The organism is Acinetobacter sp. YH16044 (assembly GCF_013417145.1).
GTDB lineage: Bacteria > Pseudomonadota > Gammaproteobacteria > Pseudomonadales > Moraxellaceae > Acinetobacter > Acinetobacter amyesii.
In genome coordinates this window covers 1-19571 of sequence record NZ_VPEK01000003.1, presented here as the reverse complement: position 1 = coordinate 19571, position 19571 = coordinate 1, and the positions used below count along the sequence as shown (strand labels likewise).

Annotated in this window: 20 protein-coding genes and 3 pseudogenes; 16 read left to right on the top strand and 7 right to left on the bottom strand. The window is 40.0% G+C overall.

What is annotated here, in order from left to right:
- Positions 1 to 35 precede the first annotated feature (35 nt).
- The 4 genes from FTV38_RS02885 (at position 36) to FTV38_RS02870 (ending at position 3707) form a co-directional block, all read left to right on the top strand.
- Positions 36 to 566 carry a YaeQ family protein gene (locus tag FTV38_RS02885; RefSeq protein WP_078191423.1) on the top strand — a complete coding sequence of 177 codons (531 nt, stop codon included), beginning with the start codon at positions 36 to 38 and terminating at the stop codon, positions 564 to 566.
- A gap of 114 nt (positions 567 to 680) precedes the next feature.
- Positions 681 to 1304, top strand: a complete 624-nt coding sequence (locus tag FTV38_RS02880) for an MgtC/SapB family protein (RefSeq protein ID WP_180005309.1) — start codon at positions 681 to 683, stop codon at positions 1302 to 1304.
- A gap of 80 nt (positions 1305 to 1384) precedes the next feature.
- Positions 1385 to 1723, top strand: a complete 339-nt coding sequence (locus FTV38_RS02875) for an FKBP-type peptidyl-prolyl cis-trans isomerase (protein ID WP_180005310.1) — start codon at positions 1385 to 1387, stop codon at positions 1721 to 1723.
- Between the two features lie 187 nt (positions 1724 to 1910).
- Positions 1911 to 3707 carry a diguanylate cyclase domain-containing protein gene (locus tag FTV38_RS02870; RefSeq protein WP_180021461.1) on the top strand — a complete coding sequence of 599 codons (1797 nt, stop codon included), beginning with the start codon at positions 1911 to 1913 and terminating at the stop codon, positions 3705 to 3707.
- Positions 3708 to 3851: 144 nt separating this feature from the next.
- Here FTV38_RS02870 and FTV38_RS02865 read toward each other — a convergent pair whose 3' ends face one another.
- Entirely contained in the window at positions 3852 to 4298 is a 447-nt protein-coding gene (locus FTV38_RS02865; RefSeq protein ID WP_180021235.1) for a GNAT family N-acetyltransferase, read from the bottom strand.
- Between the two features lie 436 nt (positions 4299 to 4734).
- Here FTV38_RS02865 and FTV38_RS02860 point away from each other — a divergent pair, with 436 nt between their 5' ends.
- The gene (locus tag FTV38_RS02860) at positions 4735 to 5223 is read left to right on the top strand and encodes a hypothetical protein (protein WP_180021233.1); all 489 of its coding nucleotides are present in this window, start codon (positions 4735 to 4737) and stop codon (positions 5221 to 5223) included.
- Here the strand turns inward: FTV38_RS02860 and FTV38_RS02855 are convergent.
- Genes FTV38_RS02855 through FTV38_RS02845 form a run of 3 tightly spaced genes read right to left on the bottom strand, consistent with a single transcriptional unit; the run spans position 5205 to position 7549 of the window.
- Positions 5205 to 5768: a TetR/AcrR family transcriptional regulator gene (locus tag FTV38_RS02855; protein ID WP_180021231.1), complete on the bottom strand. Its 564-nt coding sequence runs from the start codon at positions 5766 to 5768 to the stop codon at positions 5205 to 5207. The genes FTV38_RS02860 and FTV38_RS02855 overlap by 19 nt on opposite strands.
- A gap of 50 nt (positions 5769 to 5818) precedes the next feature.
- Positions 5819 to 6709 carry an alpha/beta fold hydrolase gene (locus FTV38_RS02850; protein ID WP_180021229.1) on the bottom strand — a complete coding sequence of 297 codons (891 nt, stop codon included), beginning with the start codon at positions 6707 to 6709 and terminating at the stop codon, positions 5819 to 5821.
- Between the two features lie 54 nt (positions 6710 to 6763).
- Positions 6764 to 7549: a crotonase/enoyl-CoA hydratase family protein gene (locus FTV38_RS02845; RefSeq protein ID WP_180021227.1), complete on the bottom strand. Its 786-nt coding sequence runs from the start codon at positions 7547 to 7549 to the stop codon at positions 6764 to 6766.
- A 223-nt stretch (positions 7550 to 7772) separates the two neighbouring features.
- On the opposite strand from FTV38_RS02845, the gene pnuC reads away from it, so the two are divergent.
- The 4 genes from pnuC to FTV38_RS02825 all read left to right on the top strand — a co-directional run bounded on the left by pnuC (position 7773) and on the right by FTV38_RS02825 (position 10008).
- On the top strand, positions 7773 to 8357 hold the full coding sequence (gene pnuC / locus FTV38_RS02840; protein ID WP_180021225.1) for a nicotinamide riboside transporter PnuC: 585 nt from the start codon (positions 7773 to 7775) through the stop codon (positions 8355 to 8357).
- 80 nt (positions 8358 to 8437) lie between these two features.
- Entirely contained in the window at positions 8438 to 8737 is a 300-nt protein-coding gene (locus FTV38_RS02835) for a hypothetical protein (RefSeq protein ID WP_180021223.1), read from the top strand.
- Positions 8738 to 9158: 421 nt separating this feature from the next.
- The gene (locus tag FTV38_RS02830) at positions 9159 to 9344 is read left to right on the top strand and encodes a hypothetical protein (RefSeq protein WP_180021221.1); all 186 of its coding nucleotides are present in this window, start codon (positions 9159 to 9161) and stop codon (positions 9342 to 9344) included.
- Positions 9345 to 9510: 166 nt separating this feature from the next.
- Complete coding sequence (locus FTV38_RS02825; protein WP_078192225.1) at positions 9511 to 10008, top strand: DUF2505 family protein; 498 nt, start codon at positions 9511 to 9513, stop codon at positions 10006 to 10008.
- 360 nt (positions 10009 to 10368) lie between these two features.
- Here the strand turns inward: FTV38_RS02825 and FTV38_RS02820 are convergent, their stop codons facing one another.
- On the bottom strand, positions 10369 to 11649 hold the full coding sequence (locus FTV38_RS02820; protein ID WP_180021219.1) for an MFS transporter: 1281 nt from the start codon (positions 11647 to 11649) through the stop codon (positions 10369 to 10371).
- A gap of 742 nt (positions 11650 to 12391) precedes the next feature.
- On the opposite strand from FTV38_RS02820, the pseudogene def reads away from it, so the two are divergent.
- The 6 genes and pseudogenes from def to FTV38_RS02790 all read left to right on the top strand — a co-directional run.
- Positions 12392 to 12874: pseudogene (def, locus tag FTV38_RS02815) on the top strand (peptide deformylase).
- A 191-nt stretch (positions 12875 to 13065) separates the two neighbouring features.
- Positions 13066 to 14277 carry a GGDEF domain-containing protein gene (locus FTV38_RS02810; protein ID WP_180021217.1) on the top strand — a complete coding sequence of 404 codons (1212 nt, stop codon included), beginning with the start codon at positions 13066 to 13068 and terminating at the stop codon, positions 14275 to 14277.
- A gap of 18 nt (positions 14278 to 14295) precedes the next feature.
- A complete protein-coding gene (locus tag FTV38_RS02805) occupies positions 14296 to 14748 on the top strand; it encodes a hypothetical protein (protein ID WP_180021215.1) in 453 nt (150 codons plus the stop codon).
- Between the two features lie 64 nt (positions 14749 to 14812).
- Positions 14813 to 16090, top strand: a complete 1278-nt coding sequence (locus tag FTV38_RS02800; protein WP_180021213.1) for a glutaminase — start codon at positions 14813 to 14815, stop codon at positions 16088 to 16090.
- Between the two features lie 90 nt (positions 16091 to 16180).
- Positions 16181 to 17221 (top strand): molecular chaperone DnaJ, encoded by a 1041-nt coding sequence (locus tag FTV38_RS02795; protein WP_180021211.1) that lies wholly within the window; start codon positions 16181 to 16183, stop codon positions 17219 to 17221.
- Between the two features lie 170 nt (positions 17222 to 17391).
- Positions 17392 to 17508, top strand: a pseudogene (locus tag FTV38_RS02790) (DUF559 domain-containing protein); the annotation flags it as partial.
- A gap of 41 nt (positions 17509 to 17549) precedes the next feature.
- Here FTV38_RS02790 and FTV38_RS02785 read toward each other — a convergent pair.
- Complete coding sequence (locus FTV38_RS02785) at positions 17550 to 18158, bottom strand: hypothetical protein (RefSeq protein WP_180021207.1); 609 nt, start codon at positions 18156 to 18158, stop codon at positions 17550 to 17552.
- Between the two features lie 74 nt (positions 18159 to 18232).
- Here FTV38_RS02785 and FTV38_RS02780 point away from each other — a divergent pair, with 74 nt between their 5' ends.
- On the top strand, positions 18233 to 18601 hold the full coding sequence (locus FTV38_RS02780; RefSeq protein WP_180021205.1) for an endonuclease domain-containing protein: 369 nt from the start codon (positions 18233 to 18235) through the stop codon (positions 18599 to 18601).
- 101 nt (positions 18602 to 18702) lie between these two features.
- Here FTV38_RS02780 and FTV38_RS02775 read toward each other — a convergent pair.
- Positions 18703 to 19437 (bottom strand): annotated as a pseudogene (locus tag FTV38_RS02775) (TOPRIM nucleotidyl transferase/hydrolase domain-containing protein); the annotation flags it as partial.
- Positions 19438 to 19571: the final 134 nt, after the last annotated feature.

Below are 19571 nucleotides of genomic sequence, written 5' to 3'. Positions count from 1 at the left end.
CTTATATGCTAAGCGCCAAATTTGAGGACTTTACCATGGCGCTAAAAGCTACAATTTATAAAGCAGATTTGAACATTGCCAATATGGATGTACACCAATATGGTGATTATCAATTGACGATGGCTTTGCATCCTTCTGAAACGATTGAACGTTTGATGGTACGTGTCTTGGCATATGCACGCTATGCAGATGAAGCATTAGAATTTACCAAAGATCTTTTCGAAACAGACGAACCAGCGCTGTGGGAAAAAGATTTAACAGGTCAATTGGTGAAATGGATTGAAGTCGGTTGCCCTGACGAAGACAAAGTCAAAAAAGCCAGTGCTCGTTGCCCACACGTTGCTGTGATTACCTATGGTTCTTCAGTAGACGAATGGTATAAACGCAACAGCAAACTGAAAACCCTGAAGAATGTTGAAATTTGGCAATTATCTGAAGCGAGTACAGCTGCCATTCAAGAGTTATGCGAACGAACCATGTCTTTACAATTAAACGTAATGGATGGCGAATGGACTTTGATTGGTGATAAAGCTCAAGCGGTGATTGAATGGACACAATTGCAATAAGCATTTGATGTGATTTAACTCATCACGATGGATGTGAGTTCAGGCTTGCATCCTGACTATAAAATTCGGTATATCTACAAACAATGAGAAAATTTTAAAGATGGGGAGCAGCCGATGTACCCTGATTTTTATTTGTTATTTGTGGCGCTTATGATTGGCGCTGTCATTGGTGCGGAACGTGAGTACCGAAGTAAGTCGGCAGGTCTGCGCACCATGATTATGGTCAGTTTAAGTTCATGTTTATTTACTATCTTATCGTTACGTATCGGCGTTGATAGTCATGATCGAATTGCGGCCAATATTTTGACTGGCCTCGGCTTTTTGGGTGCGGGGGTAATTTTTAAAGATGAAAATCGAATTTCAGGCATTACCACAGCAACTACCATTTGGATGACCGCTGCCTTAGGCATGGCTGCGGGAGCGGGCTATGTCATGCTGAGCTTGATTGGTACGGTGATTGTGCTGATCGTTTTAATTGTTTTGATTTATATTCAAGCGTGGATTGAAGCGAAAAACCAAGCACGGAGTTATCGTATCGTTTGTCACTTTCGACAACAAACGCTGGATGACTATGAAGAGCTGTTTAAAACCTATCAAATGCAAGTGGTTCGTAGTGTGCGACATAAAACTGAACATAAAATCAGTGGGCGTTGGATCTTAATTGGCTCTGCGACAAACCATAGAAAATTAACTCAAGATCTAATGAATGATCAGGATATTCTGGAGCTCAATTTTTAACAGCGTATTTACTACGGCATCCAAAGTAATCCTGTTTATAATAGGGTTTTATTTTGATTGCGGCATTTGAGGTTGAGAGCATGAGCAAAGAATTAGAAATTATTGACTTAGTGGTAGGCGAAGGTAAAGAAGCGGTTAAAGGCGCTTTGATTACAACACACTATACAGGCTGGTTAGAAGACGGCACTAAATTCGATTCATCACTGGATCGTGGTAATTATTTTGAAACGGTAATTGGTACAGGCCGTGTGATTAAAGGTTGGGATCAGGGCATCATGGGGATGAAAGTCGGTGGTAAACGTAAGTTAATCGTGCCATCACATTTAGCTTATGGTGAGCGTAAAATGGGCAATGTGATTCCTGCCAATTCAAATCTTATTTTTGAGATTGAATTGTATGACGTAAAAACTCGCGATTAATAGATCAATAGTTTTAGATCAATGACATGGACGTTATTGATCAATTTGATAAAATAGTAGTTGTTATTTTTGTCTTTTACCGTAGATTAGAATAATTGCTCGAGTATAAACGCAGGAATCAAAGCCGTTGTCTTTACAGTTGCCTTGCACCAGATTGTTCTGGGTTCTTACCTTTATTATTTTTACATTGGCACTCACTGTATCGACTGCTCAAGCACAGTATGAAACTGCTCCTAAATCGTTTTATTTAAAACATCAAAACGAAGTTAACCAAATCTACTTCACGGAAGACACCAGTAGCCTCTTACAAGGCAAATGGTTGTTTTATCCAAATCAATTTTTAACGTCTCCGAGTTCGGTTCTAGTCGGTCAAACGGTCTATCTGCCTGCATCATTTAAAGACATCACAGGGGACAGTAAAGGTTTTGGGACATTTACTGGACATTTCCAAATCCCTAAACAATTTATTGGTCGACGTATCGCGGTATTGATTCCAAATCAGTACGGTGCGTATCGGGTATTTTTAAATGGTGATGTGATCGTTCGTTTGGGCGAGGTGGGGCGTACTGAAGCAGAACAAAAAACGGAGAATGCACCGCGAATTGCCTATTTTGTGGCACAAGATGAATATTTCACTTTAACCATTCAGGCTTCAAGTTTTAACAGTATGCATGGCGGGTTTGAAAACCCAATGCGTATTGGTATCGCCAAGACAGTAAACCGCCAATTCCAACAACAAATGATGAGTATTGGGATGGTGTCGGGCGCCGTCTTGGGTGTGGGACTATTTACGATCCTATTTTCTGTTTTCCGAGGTTTACGCGGTCGCAATAGCCGAAGTAACTTGGTGTTTGGCTTATTTATTGTCTTTTTAGCACTCCATAATTTATTTTCAGCACCTTATGCCTATACCACTTTTACCGATATCAATTGGTTGTGGGGCACGCGATTAGAATACTTATTTACCTATTTGGCATCGATTTTCTTTTTAAGTTATATCCACTTGCTCAGTCGTCGCTATTTATTTACCTTAAATTATCAGATCGCGATTTTGCTGTTGTCGTTGAATATTTCAGTGACTTTTGTTTCGACGCCTGAAATTTTTCAACCTTTGGCAACTTACAGTTTTGCCTATGTGATCGTTGTTCTAAGTAATTTTGCTTATGGTTTTTACGTAACACTGAAAAAGAAAGAACCGTATTCAAAATTAAATTTAATCGCGGTTATTTTCCTGTGCATTACCTTTTTAAACGACTTTTTGCTGATGATGAATTTGATTGATTCAGTCAATTTATCGTTCATTTCAACCAGTTTGTATGCCTTGTTGATCATGTTTCAGCAATCGCATCATTATGCACAGCAGTCGATGCATACGGAACAGTTGAATAATAGTTTGCTTGAGCTAAACAGTTCACTCGATCAGAAAGTCAAAGAGCGCACCTTACAGCTTCACGAGCTGAATAAAAAGCTAGAGCTACAAATTCGTATTGATGCCTTAACGGGGGCATTCAACCGCCGTGCACTGAATGCTGAAATTCAACGCTTATATTCGGAAGTCCGTTTTCATAGCCATCGAACACTGGTCTTTGCCATGTTAGATGTTGATTATTTTAAAAATTATAATGACCACTATGGACATCTCAAAGGCGATGAGGTGTTACAGCAGATCGTGAAAACCATGCAAAATACCCTGCCAAGTTCAGCCTATGTGGCTCGCTACGGGGGAGAAGAGTTTGCCATATTGATGCATGATGTTCCGTATGCGATTGCCCAAGAGCAATTACAATTGGTACTCGAAGCCATGCGTAATGAACAGCTTGAACATGTTAATCGGGGTGATGACAAAAATTACGTCACTCTAAGTTTGGGCATGGCATGGATGGATAAGCAAAATGACTTTGACAGTATCGAAGCTTTAATGAAACATGCAGACCATTATTTATATATGGCCAAACAGGCAGGACGCGATCAACTTAAGCCTTGATACCTAGTCGTAAACGGTTTAAAACTTTGTGGAGGTATCGGTAGTATCCATTGCCAATACTTATTTAGATTGATCTCTCTTTAAATTCACCTATCATAATCATCCTATTTGAACATCTATCCTTCTAGGAGCTTTACCTCTCTACTAACAGAGCTGTTTGACCAATTTAAGCGGAACATCAGTAGGCTCAAAATCCTGATGTGCGACAAAGCCATATTTTTGGTAAAAGGCGAGTGCCGTATGGGTACTTTCTAGACTGATCTCGGTAATATTCTTTTTCCGGACGCAGTGCATCATGTTTAACAATAACGCCTTACCAATGCCTTGGTACTGACGTTCAGGGCAGATATAGTTCAGTAAAATTTGTCCCTGATCACTGACTAAAATAAAGCCGACCACTCGATTGTCACTGACGTAGACCCAACTGTCGTTGTAAAGCATCCACATTAAAATATTTGATTGGTTTGCCTCCTCAAGCCAAGTTTGAATCACACTTTCATTACGTTGATGGTCCTGGATACATGAACGAATGCTGTTGTGAATCACGTGAATAATTTCGGGTATATCCTGAATTTGTGCTTCGCGTATCATAATTTTTTCTTTTTATAAAAAACTCCAACAGCCTGCCATTTCAGAAGATATCGCCCTGTGCTTAAAGAGGCTTCTTGTTGCGTTTTATGTTTTTTTTGCAGCCATTGCGCCGTTGGGTTGGGTTTTTATTTCAAAATTGTTGCAAAATTTACAAATGTATATTTATAAATTAATCGTTAAATACGGATAAATAACCACATAAATGCATCTAACTATACTGTTTTTAAAGTAATAATAGATATTTTAGAAATGTATACATACTCAATGATTTCAGCAGGTGTAATAGTTTGAAATAAATTAGCAAAGAAAATAGGCCAAATTTCAGCTTTAAAATAATTTTGTATGAATTTTAAACGTTATTGTGCGTTATATTAGTCCATAAAAATATTCGATGATTCAAGATGTGCATGCGCGTCATCGGCAGTAGGTTGTTATTATGGTTAATTTTCTCATTGTGATATGTATTCTGATTGCGTTGTCTGCAGCAGGAATCGTGGTCAAAAAAATGATAAAAACAGAAAAATATCGTCAAAAATATATGCGTTACCAAGCACCAAAAAAATCGAACAGTATCTCTCTAGCATCAAATGATGATGCTATACGCCAAGTCGATCAGGTGATTGAAGTAGATGAATATGAACAGCAACTTTTTGATGATATTGCGGAAATTTTCTTTCAACAACAATACAAATTAGATTCGCTACAGGCAGCCGAACAGTTACAAGAAGTTTTTTTACGTCGCATGCCAGTCAATTGTAAAACTCAAATACGCCAATTAGATTTGAATGAATGGTCGATTTATTGGAGTTTTTACAATCAATCGCTCGAGTATTATTTAGGCCGATACGGCGAGTTTTATACACATGTCGACCGTTTTGGCGAAGAACATAAAATTGAATATCGCTATCAAGACTCTGCAAGTTGAAGCAAAATGCGGTCTCGGACTAAATCGAGATAACTCAAATCATCGCTCATTCGAGCCATTAAAATTGCGCCTTCATAATCCGCCAAGCTGACTTTGGCAAGTTGCGTGGCGTGTTCGATGGTCATGCATCGCTTAAAAAACACTTCAAAGGCGAGTTGCCACTCGTGAAAGATGGATTGTAATTTTGCAAAAATCTCAGTTGGCAAATGTTGCCGCTCCATACTTAATATCCCGACTAAACAACCTAATCCACCTTGGCTAAAAAATTGTATGGCGAGTTGATGGATGTGCGAGAAAGCCTGTTGAGGTGAGGTAGTAGTTTGCTGTAATTGCTGAAAAATACTGTGCTGTAACTTTATATGCGTCAGGTTTAAAATTTCCATCAGCAATGCGTCTTTATTCGGATAGTCATAATAAAATGCAGCTTTTGAGAGACCACAGACTTCGGCCAATTTCCCCATGCTACAGCCCATATAGCCATAGCGTTTAAAAGCGTGTGCTGACTGTAACAATAGGTGTTCTGAGGTGTTTTTCCGTGGACGCATGTATCTCTCTATCCGAATAAATCAATGTGATGTGTATGAAGTAAATCGGTCTAGGCGACTAATAGTTCGTCAAACCTTCCAATGACTTCCTGCCATAAGGGTTCAGCACCTTTGCGGAAATATCCCATATGACCAATATGTTTTAGACCATAATCTTCCGCTTCAATATTGATATAGTGCATTGATGCTTGCGCATAATGTTGCATAAAAGCATGTCGTGAATTGGGTAATGCCCAGTCATCATCAAGTGCAGCGACCGCATAAATCGGCGTTTGAACTGCAGCATATTGTTGAGATAGCTCACTCAGCTCAGGGTCGGCAAAGAAATAGGTTGGGTTTTTACACCAACGGCGCCATTGTTTATAGACATCGACAGGGAGGTCAGCGCCCATATTGAGTTTGCTCCAAGGCAAATACCCTTTGACGGCAACCATCGGCGGAAAAACGATATTCCACATCACATGAACCTTCATTTTTTCCTTAAATGGCATATAGCCATGCCAGCCTGCGCCCGTGCCAAAACAATACATGGCACGAATCTGATCATGATTTGAGGTGAGGCCTAGTGCTTGACCGCCATAGGAGTGTCCCACTAGAAAAGTTTGCAGGCCGTGTTGTTGCATATAAGCTATGGCACCAGAAAGGTCATAACGTCCCCAGTCGAGGTAGGATATCTTAAAGCCTTTAAGTTTTGACGGTGCAGAACGTCCTATACCACGATAATCAAAAGTCAGTACTTGATAACCGAGTCCTGCGGCATACTCGGCAAACCGACGGTAAAATTGTTGAGGGACGCCTGTTGCACTTGAAATAATAATATTGGCTTTAGCGGCAGAATTAGGCCGATATTCAACGCCTGAAAGCGTATAGCCATCGGTCGCAGGGAACTTAACCTGTGTACTATATATTTCTTGCGTTGCTGGTTCTAAATCCGGTGACATAATTTTTCTCTTAATAGGCAGGACGGAAAGGGTTTACTCAGTTTAAATAAAGGCTTACTTGCCCTGAAAATTGGCTGCGCGACGTTGTAGCATGGCCATGACACCTTCTTGTACATCTTGTGTTCCTAGTAATGGTTGTAAGTGCTGATCCAATTGAGCAAATGCAGCATCGGCTCCCAAATGCACACCTTGCTGTGCTGAGGCCAGTGTTGCCTGAACCGCCAATGGTGCGGCCTGTGCAATTTGTTCTGCAAGTTCGATCGCACGAGATAAGGGCGCTTGGTCAGTGATTTCAGTCACCAAGTTCATGTCATATGCCGTTTGCGCATTGAAACGTTCACCTGTGAGTAAATAGCGCATGGCTTTATTCCAACCCGCTGCTTGCACAAAGCGAACTGTTGCACCACCAAAGGGAAGAATGCCACGTTGCACTTCCATCTGAGCGAACTCCGTCTGACGATGTGCGATCACGACATCGGCATTCAGCATGAGTTCAATACCCGCCGTAAAACAGAACCCTTGTACCGCAACAACTACCGGTTTTTTTCGTTGTCGTGAGTTGGTTCCCCACGGATTAATTTGTTGATCAGGAAAATTAAATAGTCCACTGCCAAGTTTGGGTTGTAGTTCGACCAAGTCTAGACCTGCAGTAAAATGATCACCATGAGCAAAAATCACCGCACAGCGTAAATTTGGATCATCTTCATATTCAGTGAGCGCCAGTGAAAGGTCATGAATTAAATGACTGTCAAATGCATTCCGTTTATCTGCACGGTCCAAACCGATCAAATAAAGATGACCACGAATTTCTCGACTTACACGACCTTGTTGTTCTGACATTTGGATAATTCCTTCTGATTATTCTTTATGCATAGCTAAGTTTTTAAACGATTGTTAGAAAACTGTCAAAACTGATGCGTTCAAAACATCAAAATCATCGTCTGGTGGATGAGTGGTTTGATTTAAAATTTACAGAGTTGATATGAAATAGTGTGGGATATAGCTTGCCTTTGAGCTGATTTTTTCCATAATAGCTGCAGCTTTTTTTAAGGCCCAATCAACCATGTCGAACTTAGAAATTTTTGCAGTCATTATTAGCTTAATTGGCGTGACTTTAACCATTAAGCGAAATATGTGGTGTTGGTGGTTTAACTTTGCAGCATTTCTACTGTATGCCTACCTGTTTTATACCTACAAACTTTATGGCGAAACCATTTTGCAGTTTTTCTTTGTGGTAGTGAACTTCTATGGTTTCTATCATTGGTTGAAGGGCAAACAACAAGATCATGACATCCGTATTGAACCGATTGCGACCAAACTCGTGATCTTTCAAATGCTCTTAGCAGCGGTGGGCGGTTTGATTTTTGGTTTAAGTTTGCACTATTTTACCGATGCAGCCGTACCGATTTTAGATGCACAATTGGCCGCGTTTAGCTTACTCGCAACGTATTGGACCAGCCGGAAACATATTGCTACTTGGGTGCTTTGGGTATTTGTCGATATTATCTATGTGGGTATGTTTATATACAAAGACCTGTATCTCACCGCAGCACTGTATGCCGGTTTTGTGGGCTTGGCGGCGTTTGGTTGGTGGCAATGGACACAAGTCAAAAATAATCAGCAGCAACAGGCGATGAAAGCTTTATAAGGATCATTGGGTGATGGCAAAGCTTAATTTTAATAGCCGATGTTCTGAACCCGATGAACAATTAAAGAGCGTGCAGAGTCATGATTATCGACTTTCAACTTGAGCAGCAACTGCGTTTTGATCGACAAGCTGGGTTTCTACTGCGGCAAAAGGCGACCTTTTTTCAGTTTGAGCAAATAGCAGATGTGTATAACGCTGAATGGCTCAACGCATTTCCACAAGGCACGCAATGTAGCATCAGCGGTTTGGATGATGGTGCAGATGAATACGGCATCCAAATCAGTTATAAACACCAAAGCATCTTGATCGATTATTCACAAGCAATCAAATTAGTACACCGTGATCGGGATGGTGTGGTGCATAGCATGATCTTAAATTAACAACTGATGTTACGCACGTAAAAGTACTTATGCACTTTTAAAATGATTTTTAAGTCTATTCGACGGAGTCTTACATCTAAAGATTGAATAAAGGGATTAGCCTTCGGCTGGAACTCTTACGGAACATTGTTTCTCATTCGGCAAAATGAGAAGCGTGCTTCGTAAAGAAACCATCTTGCGGTGCAATGCACCTCACCGACAAAACTCGTTCACTACCGTCAAATTATTCAAAGCATCGCAAAAACATTTTTGATTAGAAGTAGTCCTGTCTCAAACACTTGCGGATGACCTTACCGCGTATCGTTCTTTTATTTGAAGTAAATTGCGCTTTGATGGTTACTGCATAACATCAGTTAATCAGCTATGTATTGAACTTTTTCATCATTATGGCTCGCACTGCACGTCTTATGAACCCAGCGCTTTGATACATGCAAAACCAATTCAACAGCTTCCTGAACAAGCCAGCTTTGATATTGTAAGCCTCGACTTCGGTCATTGGTACGCAAAGTTGTCCTATGCAGGGATGTATTTAAAAATCGATGCGGGCTGGGAATTTCAGCTCGAGTTTAAAGATCAGCATGGGCAAATCTATCAAAAAGTCCTTTAAGGCAGAGTCCCTCTGAATTTCAGTATGGCAATTCTGTTTTTCTAGCTTGGTTTCAGGTCAATGACAGCCACAGCGCTTTCCGATTTAATCCAAAACACAGTTATAGCAACTGTAGACTGGGCGAAATAAAACAATAAAACCAATATTGACCTGAAGGATTACGAGAATGGCACATCAATTTACCGTCAATGCCACAATTCATGGCGTTTCACTTGAAGATTTTAAACGACTAGCCGCAGATATCAGCTTGCATGAAGCGGTGTGCAAACGCATACCGGGTGAAAATCTAGAAATTTTAGAATCAAAAAAAACAGGTGATATGTATACCTTAAAACGTGCGTATAACCTTGATGTAAATATTCCAGATATTGCCAAGAAGTTTTTAAAAGATGCGTTTCGTCTGAAACGTACGGATATTAGTAATTTGGCGGCATTGACCTCTGACGTCAAACTAGATCCGAACCTACCGCTCGAAGCCAGTTGTAAACGAAGTGTCAGTGGTGATGCAACACAAGTGAGTTTCAATTTGGACTGGACGGTGAAAGTCAAAGTTCCACTTATTGGTGGATTACTTGAAAAACATGCAGAAGGTGAAATTCGTCGTTTTAGTCAGCTTGAGATTGAAATTGTAGAAGATGAATTACGTAAAAATTTAAAAGCCTGAATTGATTTGAAAGTGATTTAAAAAAAGCGGTCATTGACCGCTTTTTTTAGTGACTGATGTTACGCACGTAAAAGTAATTTCACAATTTTTAAATGATATTTAAGTCTATTCGACGGGGTCTTACATCTATGGATTGAATAAAGGGATTAGCCTTCGGCTGGAGGTACTTTTGTTTAGGCAAAAGTACCCAAAACCATTGTCATCCGCAAAACTCGTTCACTAGCGTCAAATTTTTCAAAGTATTGCAAAAACAATTTTGATTAAAAGTAGTCCTGTCTCAAACACTTGCGGATGACCTTAGCGCGTATCGTTCATTTATTTGAATCAAATTGCGCTGCTGATGTTACTTCGTAACATCAGTTAGCGAGATGTTTTTTCAAAACGTTGACGATAGAGCATCGCAGTAAAGAAGGTCACCAAACAGACGGTCCAAATATAATACATGGCGCCAATGTTGCTGTATAAACTCAACCATTGAACCAATGGCAAGGTGATACCACCCGCGATGGCATAGGCCAAATTGTATGAAAATGAAATGCCCGAGAAACGAATCTGTGCAGGGAACATTTTCACCATACTATAAGACACCATACCAACCGTGCCTGATGCCAAACCGAGCAGCATATAGAGCGCAAACACGGTCGATGCTGCCACATGGCCCAAGCTGTTATAGAACACGCCCGCAATTATCGCAACAAGAAGGGAGCCGAATAGCATCACTTTACCCGCACCGAAGCGATCTGCCAAAAGACCTGCCAAGATACAACCGACCATTTGCATCACAATAGCGGCACTTTGCATTTTAAAGGCATCGGCCCGTTCAAAACCAAAGGCGCCCGTGAGTAGATTTGGCATCGCTAAAATCAGCACAACAACGCAGCCAGTTAAGAACCATGTAAACAGCATACCAATCACAACGCCTGTTTTGTGCTGTTGCAGCACTTGTTTCACAGGAAGCTCTTTAGCCAATTGTTTCTTTTCTTGCATAGCTTTAAATACAGGCGTTTCTTTTAAATAACTGCGGAGATAGAGCGCAACAAAACCAAAGATTCCGCCTAGAATGAATGGAATCCGCCATGCCCAATCATGGATTTCTGACTCTGTAAATTGTAATGAAATAAACAAAGACATCAGTGCGCCCAATAGGATACCTAAAGATAAGCCAGCAGTGAGTAAGCCATTGGCGATCCCAATTTTTTGCTCAGGCACATGCTCTGAAACAAAAGTCCATGCCGCTGGGATTTCACCACCAATCGCGATGCCTTGAATCACACGCATAAGTAGGAGCAAAAGTGGTGCTGCATAACCAATACTTTCAAAAGTCGGCATCACACCGATCATCAGTGTAGGCAGAGCCATGAGTAAAATAGACAAACTAAATAAACGCTTACGACCAATCAAATCGCCAAAATGCGCCATCACCACACCACCCAATGGGCGGAAAAAATATCCGGCTGCAAAAATACCGTAGGTATTCAGCATCGCCCAAAATGGACTGAGTCCAGTGGGGAAAAACAGTTCCGAAATAATTTTGGCATAAAACACATAAATAACGAAGTCATAAAACTCTAAAGCACCACCGAGTGATGACAGTCCGAGGGTACGTTTATCTTGACGAGTCAGGCGTGGCTGAGCTTCCATGCAAATATTTTCCAACAGCAAATAGCATGCGATGATTTTAGTGATTCAAATTTTTATTGAATAATCAAACTTTTTTGCCTTATTAAAAACTTATAGTTATGGAAATATCATTAAATAAGAACAAAATAATATAGATAAAGCCACGTTAATTTAAAAAGTGATAGGCAATGGGCGATGGTGTGCTTTAATTTTAAATGATAAATATCAATCATATAAAGATTTATGATCCGCTATTTTATTCAGTACTCTATATAAACCATAAAAGATTCAAAGCCATAGCACACTGCTGTTTTATACTCAGAACCGATAATAATGCATATTGCATGGTTGTTTTTTTTTTAAATAACTGATGTTACGCAGTAACATCAGAAGCGTAATTTGATTCAAATGAAAGAATGATAAGCGGTAAGGTCATCCGCAAGTGTTTGAGACAGGACTCATTCTAATCAAAAATGTTTTTGCGATACTTTGAATAATTTGATACTAGTGAACGAGTTTTGCGGTGAGGAGCATTGCTCCGCAAGATGGTTTCATTGCGAAGCTTCGCTTCTCATTTTGCCGAATGAGAAACAACGTTTCGTAAGAGTACCTCCAGCCGAAGGCTAATCCCTTTATTTAAATCCTAAATGTAAGACTCCGTCGAATAAACTTAAATATCATTTTAAAAAATGCGTAATTACTTTTACGTGCGTAACATCAGTTAAATAATTTAAGCCCGCTAGACTTAAAAAAGGATAAAAACATGAGTAATGTTGCTGCTGTTGCACAGGGTGGTGAAGCAATTTTGACGCTCACTGCCGCAGAGGTGCAAACATCTGAAATAGGTTCTGAATGGTTAATTGCACTGAGCGAAACACTGCATGCCACCATGCTTGAGCGTCAAGGCGTAGGTATTGCGGCACCGCAAATTTATGTTTCAAAGCGGGTGATTATCGTGGCTTCACGTGCAAATTTACGCTATCCCGATGCGCCTGAAATGGAGGCGATCGTGATGGTCAATCCAGTGATTACATCTCGATCTACGACCACGGTATTGGGTGAGGAAGGCTGCTTAAGTGTGCCAAATGAACGTGGATAAGTCCCAAGAGCAGAACAAATTCGCGTGCAATATTTGACGCTTCAAGGTGAAGTCAAAGAGAAAACCCTTAATGGCTTTCCTGCACGGATCGTGCAACATGAGGTCGATCATCTGAACGGGATCTTATTCACCGAGCGTTTAGAATAGGAGAACGTGTCAATTTAAAAAATAGAATGAGACCAATTTGGTTATTAAAAATAGCGGAAAAGTAAATTGAATAGTGGTGCAAGTGAAGTTTAAAGGCTTCAAATGTTGTACTTATAACTGTGAAATAGGCTTTCTTTTTGAAGCTAAAACCTTGTATAACTAGCGAAATAATAAAATAAAAAAGAAGATTAATGGGGAAAAATTGGGGCAATGCTGTCTGTACGAAATGGGGCGTGCAATGGCGTAAATTGAAGCATCTTTTATTTGAATCGGACTATCTCATCATCAATTGGTCTGACTACGATAAAGGGCGTTTACTTCTCATCTTTGGCATGCTGAGTCAAGTTAGCGTGTTGAAGTGGTGCATCATGAATTTTTATTATTCGACCAATCGGATCTGGTTTAATCCGAGTGCGCTCAAGTTTAGGATCATGGTCGCTTGTATAGTCCTACTCAGTTATGGCGTATTGGCAGTACTCAGTCTTTATTTCAAAAAATATTTAAATTTTAGACTGTTTTTTAGCTATTTTGCGCCCGTCCTGTTTGGGATCGGCATGATCTATGGTGGCTATATGATTGGGATCTATAGTCCTGCCACTATGGCGGGGACGGTCAATCTGCTGATGGTCGGTTTGGTTTTTTATCGTCCTGCAATTATGCTCAGTATCACATTTCCGATCACATTGTTTATTGGCTACATTTGCTATCAAACTTCGATTGACCATCTAGAATATGCACCGATTTTCAGCCCAGCTTTAAAACAGAGTGAGTTTTACGACAATGCCTTTTGGCTGATGAGTATGGCGGAGTTGTATTTACCCATATTGATCGTCAGTGCAGTATTTTTTCAGATTTTGCTTTTACAGTGGCGACACCGTGAACAAAAGATGGAAGTCCTCAGCCGTGTCGATGGGCTGACCAATGTGTTTAACCGACGTTATGTTAGTCATGAACTTGATACACTCAGCAAACAGACACAGCCTGAATTTGCAGTGGTTTTGCTTGATCTCGACCATTTTAAATTGATCAATGACCAATATGGACATGATGCAGGAGATGCCGTTTTACAACGTGTTGCTCAAATTTTAAATGACAATACTCGTGTACAAGATGTGGTTGGACGTTATGGCGGTGAAGAATTTATTTTAATTTTAAAAAATCAGAGTTTAGAGCAGGCGATAGAGGTCGCTGAACGTTGTCGATTGGCCATTTCTGAAGCTGAAACTATGATAGCCAACCGTCAAATGTTGAAGATTAGTGCAAGTTTCGGTGTGGCAACGGCGATTGAGGGAACACCGTCTGCTGTGGTCTCGCGTATGGCCGATCAAGCGCTGTACATGGCAAAGCAACAAGGTCGTAACCAAGTACGCAGCTTTCGTGAGTTAAACTTGGCAGAAGATTAAATAATTTAAACGATAGTTATGCAGCAATTACAATTTCAGCTCGGATTAGCGCAGCTCGACTTTCAGACCGAGCAAAAGAATATTCATTTTGATCATGGCTTAGTCGCTTTGGTGCAAAAATGTGTTCGACATCAGCGCTTCGATGCTTTGGCAATTGAATATTTAATCTATGAAATTGAAGAAATTTTAGAACGATTACAGCTCGATTATCAGACGCAGCGCTATGCTCAGTCGAATGATGCGATGCTGCATATATTGGCGCAGACCTTTTTTGAACATGCGACCCGCATTGAACGACAAAGCTTTGAACATGGCTTTAATGAAATGATTGAACATACCGAATATTATCAAAATCTATTTGGTGAGCAGGCAATCATTCAACTTAGTTATTTCATTTTTATTCGAGAAATGATGCACCATTTAAACCTACAGCACATACAAGTTTTAGCTCAGAATGCGTCTTCACCATAAGGACTTATACAGATGCAGCTCAATTTGTTATAAATAAAAAAGCACACAACAAAAAATAGACCTTATGAAAACGCCTGTTCCAGATTATTTACAGCATGTCCTCAATGCCTGCGATGCCAATCAACACGGAGCTTTGGCAGATTATATTCCTGAGTTAGCTAATGCCAATCCAAATAGACTGGCTTTGGCACTATCTACCGTAGATGGCACGATTTATTCTACAGGTGATGACGAAGTCGAGTTCACTATACAGTCGATGTCTAAACCTTTTGCTTATGCCTTAGCGATTCGTCATCTTGGTCTAGACAGCGTTTTACAAAAGGTCGGTGTCGAGCCATCGGGAGAGGCATTCAATCAAATTGCACTCGATCCACAAAGCAATACCCCGAAAAACCCGATGATCAATTCGGGGGCAATCACCACACATTCACTTTTACCACATGACAAGCACAGTACCCGAGCTGACAAACTCCGTGAATTTTTAAGTGAACTGGCAGGGCGTGAGCTGAGTTTTGATGACGCGGTTTACCAGTCTGAAGTGAAGACGGCTTTTCGAAATTTGTCGATCGGTTACATGCTGCGCACAGTCGGTGTACTTGAAGAAGACCCTGAAGATGTGGTGAACGGCTATATTCGTCAGTGTGCAATATTAGTGACGGTTAAAGATTTGGCAAAAATGGCCAGTGTACTTGCCAATGGTGGCGTGCAAGCTGCCACAGGAAAACGGTTGCTGTCACGTTCGGTGGTGCGCCAAGTGTTGAGTGTGATGATGACTTGTGGCATGTATGATGCTGCGGGTGATTGGCTGACAACGGTCGGTATTCCTGCCAAAAGTGGTGTGGCCGGTGGCATCATGGGGGCTTTGCCGGGGCAGGTTGGGCTAGCGGTCTTTAGTCCGAAACTCGATACACATGGGAATAGTGTTCGAGGCGTCGAAATATTTGAACGACTGTCTAAGGACATGGGACTACATGTCATGGAGGGAACGCCTTCGGCGCAAACGATCGTCCAGAGTCGCTATACCTGCGGTATTGATCATTCGGTGGTGGTGTATGAACTGCGCGGCGTATTGCAATTTACTGAGTCGGAAATGTTGCTGCGGATCTTAGAGGATGAACCTGTTGCGACTAACCATATCATTTTAGATCTGACCAATATTTCTTTGATACACGATGTTGGTGTCCGAATGCTCTTTGAAGGTGTAGACCGTTTAATTGCGGATGGTCATCGCGTGGCAGTGATCGACTCAGAACATCTCTTGGAACAAAGTCGAAGTCATGCAGGACATGAGGTGGTTGTTCGGGAAGAGTTGAGTCAATATTTGCATCGGTTTGAGCGTTAATTCATAAAACGTGATTTTTGATTTAGGCAAAGTGCTCAAAAGTTTAGTGCTTAGATCGGCTATAATTTTCTTTTTGCGTTAAATTTGCTTATGTCTTTTGAGTTAAAAGTCAGTTTACTCCCGAGTGTTGAAGCTTTATCCCCACAGCATAAAAAGCTGAACAAACTGATTGAGCAAATCGAACAGCAAAAGCAAGACTTACAGCTTTGGCAAAATGCCAAAAGTGAGATTCAGAGTTATATCCAACTGAAACTTGTGCCGATATATCGTGATTTGCATGCGGTGTACTACCGTCAGCTTGCACAGCTTTGGTTGCACATACAGCAAGAAGACTTTGCCAAAGCGGATTTAGCTCAGCTCGATGCCAAGCTTGCGAAATTGGCAAAGCAGTTGAAAAAATCCAATTACTTAAATACTGCCGAACTTGAAAAGGTTGCTGAGGTGGATGTTTTTTATCAGCAGCATCATGCACATAATCAAAAGCCGAATAAAAAAGCTAAGTTGACCCAAACTGAACAGAGCAAAGTAGAAGGTCATTTTGATGTTGAACAAGAAGCTACAGAACAACATGAGTCTTATGAAGAATGGGACAGTGAGCAATATCAACGTGAAAAAGAAGAGCATCAGCGTAAACGGTTAGAGCAAAAACGTGAGCAAACTGAAAAGTTAGTGAATCAATCACTGAAAACCGTGTATTTAAAAATCACCGCTATGATTCACCCAGACCGTGAACCTGATGAAGCTAAAAAAGCGGAAAAAACCAAGTTGCAGCAAGTGGTGAATCAAGCTCATGAAGCACAGGATTTGTTTTATTTATTAAAGCTGCAATTACAGCTTGAAACCAATAAAGGCAAAAGCCCTAAAGCTTTAACTGATGAACATTTAAAGTTTTATAAAACGGCTTTAGAGGCTCAAAGCCAACGCCTAGCCAGTCAGATAGATGACATTACGGATAGTTTTCACTGGAGCGAAAAGCCGAAGCCGAAAAATATGCAGGTGAAAGATGTGTATAAGGTGATTGATGGCGATGTTGCAGTGCTGAAAGAGCAAGTGAAGTGGGAAAAAGAACGGCTGAAATATATGGAGAAGGTGAAAGGGTTGGAAGTGTTGTTGGGGAATGGGGTTTTATAAAATCACCTCTCCCTAACCCTCTCCTGAAAGGAGAGGGGAAATCCATTACATATCAAATTTAAGTTATAAATTTGGATGTATTAGTGGGGCTGAAATTTCATAATAAAAATTAGATTCACAATGAATGTTCCCTCTCCCTATGGGAGAGGGCTAGGGAGAGGGAAATAAAAATGAAAATAGACCCTGTATTATTAGAGTTTGCCAAAAACATGCGCCACACAGCCACCGATGCTGAAAACTTCATGTGGCAAATACTCCGTGCCAAGCGTTTTATGAACCTTAAGTTTATTTATAGGTATGATTTTGTTCGTTTTAATGAAATCAGTCATTAATCAAGGTACATACGATGAATTTTATCCTTGTCTAAATAAAATAAAGATGTACCACATGATTCGGGGTAGCCAGTGGTTATTCCGTCCGTTTTTAATATAAAGCGGGCTTTCTCTGGTGCGTCCTCATAAGCCATAAGGTCAGGAGTATCAAGCTTCGACATATCTACAAACTTTTCACCATTTTCAGCTTTTTCAAATACTTCAAAACCATTTAAATCATATTCAGGGTCTTCATTTTCATACCAGTAGACATTTGTGCTGTCTGCGATACGAAATTCAAAAAGATATTTCTTTCCCGATTTACTTGGGTTTTTCAGTACACGAAAGGCATCAAGTTTGCCATCGCCATTAAAGTCGATTAGTTTTGCTTGTTTTAAATGTGTGGTATCAACTTCATAGCCATGAGGGAAAGGCGTTGGATTATTCACTAACATAGTGGATTGTACGGTTGGTGGAATCACTACAGTATCTTGTGTGACAGGTTCTGAAGTTGCTTGTTTTTCAGCTTTCTGCACTATTTCTTGTTGAGGTTGCTCTTTGCAGGCAATAAGTAATAATGTTGAAATGATGATGCATGCAAGATTTTTTTTATTTTGTTGTTTCATGTGGATTTTTTATAAGTTTTAGTTTGGGTGTGATTATACTAGTTTAATAAAAATAAAGAATATAGAAAAATAAAATGTCGATAAATGTGCAATTACTCAAATTTTCTCGTCAATTGAGATCGAGCTCCACTGATGCTGAACACCTCATGTGGCAACTGCTACGTGCCAAGCGTTTTATGAATCTAAAATTCCGTCGTCAGCATGTGATCAAACCTTATATTGTAGATTTTTACTGTCATGAAATTGGTTTAGTGATTGAGTTGGATGGCAGTCAGCATGGAACAGATGAGGGAAAAGAATATGATGCTGAGCGAACCAAGTTTTTAGAGGCTTTGGGTTTAACCGTTGTGCGATATTGGAATCATGATGTGTTGAGTTGGACGGATGTGGTGTTAGAGGATTTGTGGCAGAGTTGTACTGAGTTAAAAAATACCTCTCCCTAACCCTCTCCTAAGAGGAGAGGGAATATTCATTACTAAACTCACGCAAGCATAAGATCAAATGATGCTCCCTCTCCTAATGGGAGAGGGTTGGGGGAGAGGGTCTATGAAAAAATTTTATTCATAATTAGGCTTAACTCACAATGTTGAGTTTCTCTATAAGTTATTCGGGGGAGATAACTTATATTTGATTCTTCAATAATTTTTAAAGCATTTAGGGCTTTAGATGGTTTATCTTCACCTGAAGTGAGCTCAGGGTAATAAGCTTCAATTGCTCCTAAATTTAATACAAAATACCCTAAATCATATAACCGATTTATGAGTTGGATCTTTTCATCTAAATAGAAGGTTTCAGATAATTTTAAAGCTTCGCGGCGCTTGTTATTGGTTTCAAATTCAAAAAGCTCATCAATTTCTTGTAGTTCAATGTCTTCAATCTCTTCTTTATTTTTGACTTTATAGGCTAATTCTTTTAATCGAGTATATTTTTCTTGCCACGAACGTTTTTTGACATGCTCTGAAATCATCGAGCCTTTGATTCTACTTTCAATATCTTGTTCTTCACAAATCTGATCAAGTTTATTTAAGAGATTATTTCTTAAATCCTGAAGTTCAGAACTGTTTTCCCCTAGCTCTAGCTTATCAAATCCATCAATTAAAATATCTAAATCTAAGAGGGTAAATACCTCAATATCAAAATGTTTATAGAAATCATAAAACCTTTTTGTGTTCATTTTCCCATTTATTCTAATGATTGGAATATTTGTTTTTTCGAAACAATAAGATTCATTAATGAATTTTGATAATCCTTTCAAAAATATCAAATCTGAATCACCTTCTACTAAATGAACCGTACCGGGTTTGTCGGAGACTCAGTATTCTGAGAGAATGTTCCGATGACCAAATTAAAATATACCCCTGAAATCAGAGAAAGAGCGGTTCAATTATTGATTGAATCTGAAAAAGACTATCC